Genomic DNA, 10392 nt, shown 5'->3' on the forward strand with positions numbered 1-10392 from the left:
AACTCCTTCAGATGACGAAGCCCTCATCATTGAACATCCCGGCGCCGGCTTCAAGCCGACCCTGAGGTCTGTTGAACGCTGTTGCGCACCTCAGCCTTCGGTATCGCATTTGTCAAAGCGTACTGAGGTCGACACTCACATGCGCCGCGACCACTTTCCAGCCATCGGCAAAACGTACCCAGGTCTGCATCTGTCGACCAGTACGCCGGGTTTCAGCGTCGCTGAATTCCGTGCTGACGGTGGCATAGTTTTCATCAAAGGTGCAGATGACCGTATTGCGCAACTTCCGCCCTGGCCCTACCGGTACACAGACCCGCCGGTAGGCGGCGATATCCCGGGCACCGTAGAGATTCTCCGCAATGCCGTAACGCACGGTATGTTCGGTGCTCCAGAAGTAGTCGTCCAGCACCTCCAGCTGGTTTGCCAGCAGGGCACACTCATAATCCTCGAAGGCCAGGCGCACGGCCTCGACCACATGAGGCAGATTGATCAGCGGATCCTTGCTCACAGCCCCTCCTCATTCATTGCGGCCCGCAGCGCTGTCAGGCTGGCGGTATACCCGACGATCCCGCCCTGGGCGACGACCATATCGAGAGTCGCCTGCTTGTAGGCCGGGAAATAGCTTTCGGTCGCCTCTTCGATCAGCAGGCAGCGGTAACCCCGATCATTCGCCTCACGCATGCTGGTCTGCACGCAGACTTCGGTGGTCACGCCGGCGAAGATCAGAGACTCAATACCCTGTGCAGCCAATTTGTCCTGCAGACCGGTCGCGTAGAACATCCCCTTGCCCGGCTTGTCGATCTCCCATTCGCCACTGATCGGCGCCAGTGGCGCGATGATCTGATTACCCGGCTCGCCGCGCACCAGAATCCGCCCCATCGGACCCGGGTCGCCGATGCGCAATCCGGTGGCGCTACCTTCCCGCTTGGCCGCAGGACAGTCCGACAGGTCCGGCAGGTGAGACTCGCGGGTATGGATGACCAGCATGCCCTTCTCCCGAGCCAGAGCCAGCAACGACTCCACCGCCGGGATGATGGCCCGCAGCAGGCTCACATCATTGCCCAGAGCAGCCCCAAAGCCACCAGGTTCGAGGAAGTCTCGCTGCATATCGATGATGACCAGCGCAGCGCGCGCCGGATCGAAGCTGAAAACCGCAGGTCTGGCCACCACGGCAATCATGCCGCACCTGCCACATGGTCACCGCCGGCCATGTAGTGGCCGAGCGTGGCGCGGTCTGCCTGTTCGGCGGCCACCTCGAAGTTGATTTCCCCCTCATGAATCACCAGGATGCGGTCGGACATTTCCAGCAGTTCGTCCAGATCCTCGCTCAGTAGCAGGACTGCGGCGCCCTGCGCCCGGGCGTCACGCAGACGCTGGTGGATGATCGCCACCGAGGCGAAATCCAGCCCGAATACCGGGTTGGAGACGATCAACGTGCGCACGTCATGGGTCAGCTCCCGGGCCAGTACCGCGCGCTGCACGTTACCACCGGACAGCGTGCCTATCGGCCGCAACGGGTCCGCCGGGCGTACATTGAACTGCTGAATCAGCGCTGCGGCCTGCGTCTGGATCGCCCGACGATTAATCAGCCAGCCCTGGCGGCACAGCGGCGGCTGGTCGAAATTGCGCAGCGCCAGGTTGTCCGCCACGCTCATCCCAGCGATACAGGCATTGCGCAACGGCTCTTCCGGCAGACTGAAGACCTTCTCCCGTTGCATCTCCCGGCGGCTAGCCCCATAACGACTACCGTTGATGCGAATCTCGCCACTGACCGACTGCCGCTGACCGAGCAGTGCCTCGGTCAGTTCACGCTGGCCGTTACCGGAAATGCCGGCAATGCCGACTATTTCACCAGGGCGCACATCCAGCGACAGATTGCTGACTGCCAGCGTACCCTTGTCGTTGGCCACGCTTAGCTCCCGCACCTCCAGCCGCGGTACGGCACCGCGGTCGACCGGTTGCTGGATGACCGGCTCGGCAGCCAATCCGGAGGCGCCCATCATCCAGGTCGCCAGTTCCTCCTGGGAGGTAGCGCTGACCTGGGTGCTGCCGACCAGACGGCCCTTGCGCAGCACACTGACGTCGTCGGCGAAGCGCGACACCTCGCCGAACTTGTGGGTAATCATCAGTACCGAAATATCGCCCCTATGGGCCATGTCGCGCATCAGGCCCAGCACCTCTTCGGCTTCCTGCGGCGTCAGCACCGAGGTGGGCTCGTCGAGAATGATCAGGTGTCGGTCCAGATACAGCTGCTTGAGGATTTCCAGCTTCTGCTTCTCGCCCGCCGCCAGCGAACTGACCGAGCGCTCGATATCCAGCCGGAACGGCATGCGCTGCATGAAGTCGTTGAGCCGCCTGCGCTCCAGTGGCCAGTCGATGCGCCAGCCGAGGTCGCCACGCGACAGCACCAGATTCTCCGCCACGCTCAGACCCGGCGCCACAGTAAAGTGCTGGTAGACCATGCCGATACCCAACGCATGGGAATCGCGAGGTGTGCGGATCTGCTGCTGACGGTTGTTGACCAGCAACTCGCCATCGTCCAGGGGCCCGTAACCGACGATGCCCTTGACCAGCGTGCTCTTGCCCGCGCCGTTCTCGCCCAGCAGCGCATGCACGGTACCGGCACGCACGGTCAGCGACACCTCCGCCAATGCCTGAAAGCTGCCGAAGGATTTGCTCGCACTGATGATTTCCAGGCTGATTGCACGCATGTTCAAGACTCGCTCAACAGCTCGACGAGCGACACCGAGTCGGACACCGCGCCGAACACACCGCCCTGCATCTTGACCATGTGCAGTGCTGCCAGATGGTTGCCCGGGTCGGTGGCGCCGCAGCAGTCTTCCAGCAACAGGCACTCGAAGCCGCGATCGTTGGCCTCACGCATGGTGGTATGCACGCAGACGTCAGTGGTAATGCCGCACAGAATCAGATTCTCGATGCCTCGGGTACGCAGGATCAGTTCCAGGTCAGTGGCGCAGAACGAGCCCTTGCCGGGTTTGTCGATGATTATTTCGCCGTCCAGCGGTTGCAGTTCCGGGATCAACTCCCAGCCCGGCTCACCACGCACCAGAATGCGACCACAGGGGCCCGCATCACCGATACCGGCACCGATGCGCTGGGACCGCCAGCGCTTGTTCACCGGCAGGTCAGATAGGTCTGGACGATGTCCCTCGCGGGTGTGGATGATGTGAAAGCCCTGTTTACGCATGACCTGCAGCACCCGGCTGATCGGCTCGATGGGTGCACGCACGGCCGCCAGATCATAACCCATGGTATCGACGTAGCCGCCTTCACCACAGAAGTCGATCTGCATGTCGATGATGATCAGCGCGGTATTGGCCGGGTGCAGCTGACCGTTGTACGGCCAGGGGTAAGGGCTGGAAGCAAGAAAACGTTCGCTCACTGTGGTTACTCCTGACTGTCCGGATTGTAGAGTCGCTCGGGCGCGGCAAAGCCGCAGGCGCTGCCGTCGGTATGCACGACCTCGTCTTCCCAGGGCAGGCGGTACTGGCCGGCAGCGAGATCATGCATGTAGGTGTAGGGGCAATCCTGTGCTCCACCCTTGACCGCCACGTAACCACGGTGACCAAACTGATAGATGTTGTTTTCCACGCCCCAGTGCTTGCGCGCCTCGCGCACCAGGTCCGGACGCAGCTCGCAGGACACGATCTCATCCGCGCGCCCGCCGCCCTCGGCCATCGGTATGCCATCGAAATCGACGAACATGGCTTCGCCCATGGAATCGAAAGTGCCGTCGGAACCGCACATGCACACACTGGCGGTCTGCATCAGGTTGGTGAAGGAATTGACCTGATTGGTGATCCTCCATGAGTGGCGGATCGGCGCGGTATAGCCTGCGGTGCGAATCATGATTTCCGCTCCCTTGTAGGCGCACTCACGAGCCATTTCCGGAAACATGCCGTCATGGCAGATGATCAGGGCCAGTTTGCTGCCGCGTGGCCCATCGCAGACCGGAATACCGAGGTTGCCCGGCTCCCAGGGCTCGACCGGCACCCAGGGGTGCAGCTTGCGGTAATAGAGGCGCACTTCGCCGGTGTCATCGACGATGATGCCGCTGTTGTAGGGGTTGCCGTGCGGGTTGGCTTCCATGATCGAGAAGCAGCCCCAGATGGTGTGGTCGATGCAGGCCTGCTTCAACGCGGCCACTTCGGGCCCGTCCAGCGTGCACATGATATCCGGCGAGGTATCCATCGACAGACCGTGCAGCGAGTACTCCGGAAACACAATCAGGTCCATGCTCGGCATGCTGCGCCGCGCCTTGCCGATCATCGACACGACCTTCTGCGTCTGGGTCCAGAGCTCATCGCGGGTATGCGGGTCCGGCAGCTTCAGCTGTGCCAATCCGATCACGACGCCATTGGGTGATTTGTTCAGCCCACCAAGTCCACTTGCCATGGTCATTTCCTCTATCGGTTGAGACTGAGCTCGCCGGGAGCCCCTGTCAGTGTGCGATTCGGACGACAGGTCGCAAGCATCACGGCCATCGTCAGGATGTAGGGTGCGGCGCTGTACAGGTAGTAACCGGAGCTGATGCCTACCGATTGCAGTGCCGGGCCGATGGCGCCAGCCGCGCCGAAAACCATCGAGGCCCATAGGCAGTTCAGCGGTTGCCAGCGGGCAAAGATCACCAGCGCCACGGCCATCAGGCCCTGACCGCTGGACAGACCTTCGTTCCAACTGCCTGGGTAATAGAGCGACAGGTAGGAGCCGCCTATACCCGCCAGAAAACCGCCCACCGCCGTGGCCATGACGCGCACCCGCAGTGGCCGGTAGCCCAGCGCCTGAGCCGACTCGGAGTGGTCCCCGACCAGCCGCAGCACCAATCCCCAGCGCGTGCTGCGCAAGCCCCAGTGCAGGAAGACCGCCAGCGCCACACCGATGAAGAACAGCATGTTGATGTTCAGAGCCGAACGAATACGCCCGTCGTCACTCCAGGCACCGAGGGAGATCGACGGCAGCATCGGCGCCTGTGGTTGGATGAAGGCCTTGCCGAGAAAGAACGCCAAGCCGGTACCGAGCAGCATCAGTGCTATACCGAAGGCAATGTCATTGACCCGCGGTAGCGAGCAGACGATGCCGTGCAGCAGACCGAGCAACAGCCCCGCGCCACCTGCCGCCAGCACCCCGTTCCAGGCCGAGCCGGACAGGTAGGCCACCGCGTAACCGGTCATCGCGCCGGCCACCAGAATGCCTTCCAGGCCCAGGTTGATGCGGCCACTCTTCTCGGTCAGGCACTCGCCGAGGCTGACGAACAGGAACGGTGTGCCGACCCGTACCGCGCCCGCCAGCAGGGCCAGCAGGAAGGTCACGAAATCCAGATCACCCATGTTGCACCTCGATCCCCTTCACCTTGCTGGCATGCTCCTCCAACGCGATGCGCCATCGCGTGATCCTGCCCACCAACGCCTCCCAGGCGAGCAGATTGGTGAACAGCAGACCCTGCAGAATCAATGTGGTGGCATCGGGCAGATCCAGCCGCCGTTGCAGCAGGCTGCCACTGGCCTCGATGCCGCCGACCAGGGTCGCGCAGACGATGATCGCCAGCGGGTTATGCCGGGCGGCAAAGGACACCAGAATGCCGCTGATGCCATAGCCGACGATCAGCGAAGCATTGGCGCTGCCCTGCACCGCACTGACCTCGTACATACCCGCCAGCCCGGCTGCCGCACCACCCAGCACACAGGTGAGAATCACCAGTCGGTTGACCGGCAGGCCGAGCATGCGCGCGGTCCGTACGTTGCCGCCGACCACGTCCAGTGCAAAACCCTTGACGCTGTGACGCACCAGCACGTAGGCCATCAGGCAGGTAATGAGGCCGGCGACCAGCCCCCAGTGAACGCGGAAGGCGTCTTCACTGATCACACCGATCATCAGCGAATAGTCCAGCCCCACGGTGGAGGGTTTGTTCAGGCTGGAAGGATCACGCAGCGGTCCTTCGACCAGATGATTGAACAGCGCAATGGCAATATAGGACAGCAGCAGACTGCCGATGGTCTCGTTCAGCCCACGTTTCTGCCGCAACCAGCCGTTGAGACCGATCCAGAACCCGCCGACGAGCATCGCCGCCATGCCCATGGCAATCAGCGTCGCCAGTGGCGGCAACCCGGTCAGCCACAGCGGTAGCGTCGCGGCCGCCAGCCCACCCAGCACCAGCGCCCCTTCGCCGCCGATGATGATCAGCCCCGCACGCGCCGGTAGCGCCACGCACAGCGCCGTCAGCATCAACGGCGCGGCGCGTTGCAATGTATTTTCCCAGGCGAAGGACGAGCCGAAGGCACCTTCGAACACCAGCCGCACCGCCTCGAATGCCGGTTTACCCTGGAAAGCGAGGAACAGCACGAACAACGCGAAGGAGCTGATGATTGACAGCACGGTAGGCAGGCCTGGCAATGCCAGCCTGGCCAACCTGCTTGCGAGATAATGTGGATTCATTGATCAGATATCGCCGCGCACGCCTTCGACGAGGTAGTTCATCTGCTCCAGCACCACATCGGTCTGACCCAGCGACTCACCCTCGGCCAGCACCATATTGCCCTTGTTGTCGTTGAGCGGGCCCTTGAACAGGGTGAACTCGCCGGCAATCATCGCCGCCTTGACCGCATCCGCCTGCTCACGCGCCGCCGCACTGACGTTACTGCCGTAATCCGAGGTCTTGACGAAGCCTTCGGCCAGACCGCCACGCAGGAAGTTGTTCATGGCCTGACCTTGCTGAGCCGCTTCGACGTGAGCGCGGTAAGGCGTCTCCCAGTTCCACTCGGCACCGGTCAGGTAACCCTTGGGGGCCAGTGCCGCCTGGCTGGCGTGGTAGCCGCAACTCATCGCACCACGGCGCTCAGCCGTTTCGACAATGACCTTGGGGCCGTCCACATGGCAGGTCAGCACGTCACAGCCCTGGTCGATCAGCCCATTGGCAGCTTCTGCTTCGCGCACCGGCAGCGACCAGTCACCGGTGAAAATCACGGTGGTGGTGATCTCCGGATCCACCGAACGTGCACCCAAGGTAAAGGCGTTGATATTGCGCAGCACCTGGGCCACCGGTTTGGCCGCGATAAAGCCGATGCGCTTGGTCTTGCTCATGTGGCCGGCGACCACACCATTGAGGTACTGGCCCTCATCGATATAGCCAAAGAAGCTGCCGACATTCTTCGGGTGCTTGCTCTCGTCCCACAGGCCACCGCAATGCGCGAAGCGCACATCCGGATAGCGCTGGGCCACGCGCAGCACATGGGGATCGAAATAACCGAAGGACGTGGCAAAAATCAGCTCCGCACCATCCTGGCGAATCATCGCTTCCATCGCCTGCTGCACCGCAGAGGTTTCCGGAACGTTCTCTTCCTCGATCACCTTGACGTTGGGCATGCTGCGGATGATGCGCGCGGCCTGGGCGTGGGCCTGGTTGTAACCGAAGTCATCGCGCGCGCCAACGTAGACGAAGCCGACCACCAGCGGCTTGTCCGCTGCGCGGGCAAAGCTGAATGGCATGGCTGCAGTGACGCCGATCAGACCAGCCAGTTTGAGAAACTTACGACGATCAAAATCCGACATGGGCACGTTCCTGTTGAGTATGTATTCATGTGTTCAATCATGTATACATTCTCTAAAGCAGGATGCGTGCCAGGCTTCAGGCGTTGAATTCAGTGCCTTTTATGCCAGTTAGTGCCTTGTTTTGAGTCACGCCCGCCCCTCCCCGCACAAAGTTCGAGCCTACGAATATCCGGGCGCACAAGCAGGGCGGGAAGATGGACCTCCACAGGCCCTAGGGTTCCGGCAGGCTCCAATCGATGGGCTGACGGCCCTGCTCGATCAGGTAGGCATTGGCCGCCGAGAAATGCCCGGAGCCGATGAAGCCGCGATGCGCCGACAGCGGCGATGGATGCACGCTCTTGAGTATCAGATGGCGGGAGCGGTCGATCTGCTGGCCCTTCTTCTGCGCATAGCTGCCCCAGAGCATGAACACCAGGTGCTCGCACTGGGTATTGAGAATATCGATGATCTTCGAGGTGAAACGCTCCCAGCCCCGGTTGGCATGGGCACCGGCCTGCCCCTGGGTCACCGTCAGCACCGCATTGAGCAGCAGCACACCCTGATCGGCCCAATGCTGCAGGTCACCGTGCGAGGGTATCGGGTAGCCCAGATCGCGCTGGATTTCCTTGAAGATGTTCTGCAGTGACGGCGGCGTGCGCACGCCCGGCTGCACGGAAAAGCTCAACCCATGCGCCTGTCCTGGCCCGTGGTAGGGGTCCTGGCCGATGATGACCACCTTGACGCTGTGCAGCGGCGTGCTGTTCAACGCATTGAAGATCAAGGGTCCGGGCGGATAGACCACCTTGCCGGCGGCCTTCTCGGCCAGCAGGAATTCACGCAGTTGCTGCATGTAAGGCTGCTCGAACTCATCGCCCAGCGCCTGTTTCCAGTCCTCGGCCAACTGTACGGTGCGACTGCCCATGATCATTGCGCCAGCGGAACGGACTGGGCGCTGCAGCGCACCACACGCTGGCGATTATCCACCAGCAGGCCGGACAGGCCGTTGTGCCGCGTATCATGCAGGATCATCACCCCATCCACGCACTCGGCAACATGATTGGCCGCCTTGGCCTGCAGTTGACCGGCTTCGGTCGAACCAATGGTCACCAGGCTGAACTCCGCCACCAGCAGGCCCTCTTCCTCCCGCGCAAAATTCAGGTAGCCGTAGAAATGCAGCACGGCCATGGTCAGGAACAGGGTGCCCAGGGCAGTGAAGATAAATGGTAGCTTGTTGACTTCCTGCTTCTCGCTCATGCAAAAAACTCCTTACAGAATAGTAGCCTAGAGGATATTGGCATAGTCAGCCTCGATACGGTCGAGGCTGAGATTGGTCAGGAACCCGGAAAAGCACATCCAGGCACTCAGGGCATTGAGATCGGCGAAGGGTTCCGGCAGATAGCGCGGCGGCACCACCAGCCCCTCCTCCACCAGTTGGCCGAGGGTGCGCATGTCCTCCAGGGTGGTCTTGCCGCAGAACAGCAGGGGAATCTGCTGCAGCTTGCCCTGGCGCACCGCCAACTGGATGTAGTTGTAGGTCAGGATGAAACCCTTGAGGTAGGCCAGGTCCTTGGTGAACGGCAACCCGTCGCTGCTGGAACCGCGGAATACGCGGCTGGCGTTGTTGTAGCTGTCTTCCTCGCTGTAGCCTTCGCCCTGGTAGAAGCCGAACACATCGAGAAAATCACCACCGGATTCGGCCAGCTGAATCGCCCGGGTGCGATTGGTCAGCTTGCGCAGGCGCGAGGGGTAGGAAGCGAAGGTGATCACTTCCATCAGGATCGCCAGCCCCTCCTGGGTCACGGTGGAGGACGGCGGCCCCTTGGCCAGGAAGGTACAGATCGGCTGGTGCTGGCCGTTGAGGCTGGTGGCCACATGCACCATGCCCTCGTGCACCGCGAGTATCTTCAGATCCCGCTGGTTGAACATCGCATCGCTGCGGATCTTGATGTAGTCGGCACCGGCAGCGGCATCGGCGACGATACCGTCGGACTCGAACACCCGCACCGCCTGATCGTCCGGAAACACCCGGTTCATCTGTTCCTGCAGGATGGCTACCGCCTCGGGCGCAGCGATGGTCTTGGGCTCGCGCCCCAGATCGTTGCCGATATTGCTCAGCGACTCGCTGAGCATGATGCCCAGGTCGGTGATGGTCGGGTCGCCAGCATGGAAAGCATCGGAGGCCGAGCCGTACAGTTCCTGGGAAATCCGCCCCATCTCCGGGGTGCCACGGGCTTCGAGCATGCGGATGACCATGCGGTACTCGCGGCACATACGCCGCATGATCTGGCCCACCGGGTTGAAGGTGCCGAGCTGACGGGTGATATCGCGTTCTATGTCCTGAAACAGCTGAAGGCGCTCGGCCGGGTCGAAGGCCATCGGGCGGCGCTTGTAATAATCCGGGCCGACATCCGGGAGCTTCTTGCAACCATCGCGGAAGAACTGATCGCGGATGCTGTCATCCCACTTGATCGCATCCAGCACCCGAATCGGCGCCTGGGCCTCGACGATCCGGTCGGACAGGCTGCGAATGACCAGTTGGTATTGCTCGCTCTGTTTTACCGCCATGCGGTGCTCCCTGTTGTGCTGTTTGCCGCCACGTTCTGCTCGTTGCTCGTTGCTCGTTGCTCGTTGCTCGTTGCTCGTTGCTCGTTGTCGTGCAAGGAAACATTGATCTTGTTGGCTTGTGAAGTGGCCGGGTCAGGTACCGCCTGGGGCGGACACGCACAGGTACATCCATGTAGCTCGCGGTTGCCATCCCTGGCAACCGACGGTCCGCCCCAGGCGGTACCTGACCCGGCTCTTGAGCTTCAGTGTGGATCAATGTTTCCGGCAAATCTGTTTGTCGGG

The 10392-nt window shown here is 61.9% G+C and carries 11 protein-coding genes; all 11 read right to left on the minus strand.

Going from position 1 to position 10392, the window contains the following annotated elements:
- Nucleotides 1-112 precede the first annotated feature (112 nt).
- Nucleotides 113-508 (minus strand): oxalurate catabolism protein HpxZ, encoded by a 396-nt coding sequence (gene hpxZ / locus CQ007_RS17835; RefSeq protein WP_105647192.1) that lies wholly within the window; start codon nt 506-508, stop codon nt 113-115.
- Nucleotides 505-1179 carry a cysteine hydrolase family protein gene (locus CQ007_RS17840; protein WP_105647193.1) on the minus strand — a complete coding sequence of 225 codons (675 nt, stop codon included), beginning with the start codon at nt 1177-1179 and terminating at the stop codon, nt 505-507. Before CQ007_RS17840 ends, hpxZ begins: the two co-directional genes overlap by 4 nt.
- On the minus strand, nt 1176-2711 hold the full coding sequence (locus CQ007_RS17845) for an ABC transporter ATP-binding protein (RefSeq protein WP_105647194.1): 1536 nt from the start codon (nt 2709-2711) through the stop codon (nt 1176-1178). Before CQ007_RS17845 ends, CQ007_RS17840 begins: the two co-directional genes overlap by 4 nt.
- 2 nt (nt 2712-2713) lie before the next feature.
- Complete coding sequence (locus tag CQ007_RS17850) at nt 2714-3403, minus strand: cysteine hydrolase family protein (RefSeq protein WP_105647195.1); 690 nt, start codon at nt 3401-3403, stop codon at nt 2714-2716.
- 5 nt (nt 3404-3408) lie between these two features.
- Nucleotides 3409-4416: a formamidase gene (locus CQ007_RS17855; protein WP_105647196.1), complete on the minus strand. Its 1008-nt coding sequence runs from the start codon at nt 4414-4416 to the stop codon at nt 3409-3411.
- 11 nt (nt 4417-4427) lie between these two features.
- Complete coding sequence (locus CQ007_RS17860) at nt 4428-5348, minus strand: ABC transporter permease (protein WP_105647197.1); 921 nt, start codon at nt 5346-5348, stop codon at nt 4428-4430.
- Nucleotides 5341-6453 carry an ABC transporter permease gene (locus CQ007_RS17865; RefSeq protein ID WP_105647198.1) on the minus strand — a complete coding sequence of 371 codons (1113 nt, stop codon included), beginning with the start codon at nt 6451-6453 and terminating at the stop codon, nt 5341-5343. Before CQ007_RS17865 ends, CQ007_RS17860 begins: the two co-directional genes overlap by 8 nt.
- Before the next feature lie 3 nt (nt 6454-6456).
- Complete coding sequence (locus CQ007_RS17870; protein WP_105647199.1) at nt 6457-7566, minus strand: BMP family ABC transporter substrate-binding protein; 1110 nt, start codon at nt 7564-7566, stop codon at nt 6457-6459.
- 211 nt (nt 7567-7777) lie between these two features.
- Nucleotides 7778-8467, minus strand: a complete 690-nt coding sequence (gene ung, locus CQ007_RS17875; protein ID WP_105647202.1) for a uracil-DNA glycosylase — start codon at nt 8465-8467, stop codon at nt 7778-7780.
- 2 nt (nt 8468-8469) lie between these two features.
- Entirely contained in the window at nt 8470-8799 is a 330-nt protein-coding gene (locus CQ007_RS17880) for a hypothetical protein (RefSeq protein WP_105647200.1), read from the minus strand.
- 27 nt (nt 8800-8826) lie between these two features.
- Nucleotides 8827-10110 carry a flavohemoglobin expression-modulating QEGLA motif protein gene (locus CQ007_RS17885; protein ID WP_105647201.1) on the minus strand — a complete coding sequence of 428 codons (1284 nt, stop codon included), beginning with the start codon at nt 10108-10110 and terminating at the stop codon, nt 8827-8829.
- Nucleotides 10111-10392: the final 282 nt, after the last annotated feature.

It is taken from the genome of Pseudomonas sp. MYb185 (genome assembly GCF_002979975.1).
Taxonomy (GTDB): Bacteria; Pseudomonadota; Gammaproteobacteria; order Pseudomonadales; family Pseudomonadaceae; genus Halopseudomonas.

Excerpts from the sequence above, each read along its gene's own strand:
- CQ007_RS17840 (WP_105647193.1), bottom strand. The coding sequence starts at position 1,179 with ATGATTGCCGTGGTGGCCAGACCTGCGGTTTTCAGCTTCGATCCGGCG.
- CQ007_RS17855 (WP_105647196.1), bottom strand. The coding sequence starts at position 4,416 with ATGGCAAGTGGACTTGGTGGGCTGAACAAATCACCCAATGGCGTCGTG.
- CQ007_RS17880 (WP_105647200.1), bottom strand. The coding sequence starts at position 8,799 with ATGAGCGAGAAGCAGGAAGTCAACAAGCTACCATTTATCTTCACTGCC.
- CQ007_RS17860 (WP_105647197.1), bottom strand. The coding sequence starts at position 5,348 with ATGGGTGATCTGGATTTCGTGACCTTCCTGCTGGCCCTGCTGGCGGGC.
- CQ007_RS17885 (WP_105647201.1), bottom strand. The coding sequence starts at position 10,110 with ATGGCGGTAAAACAGAGCGAGCAATACCAACTGGTCATTCGCAGCCTG.
- CQ007_RS17845 (WP_105647194.1), bottom strand. The coding sequence starts at position 2,711 with ATGCGTGCAATCAGCCTGGAAATCATCAGTGCGAGCAAATCCTTCGGC.
- CQ007_RS17870 (WP_105647199.1), bottom strand. The coding sequence starts at position 7,566 with ATGTCGGATTTTGATCGTCGTAAGTTTCTCAAACTGGCTGGTCTGATC.
- ung (WP_105647202.1), bottom strand. The coding sequence starts at position 8,467 with ATGGGCAGTCGCACCGTACAGTTGGCCGAGGACTGGAAACAGGCGCTG.
- CQ007_RS17865 (WP_105647198.1), bottom strand. The coding sequence starts at position 6,453 with ATGAATCCACATTATCTCGCAAGCAGGTTGGCCAGGCTGGCATTGCCA.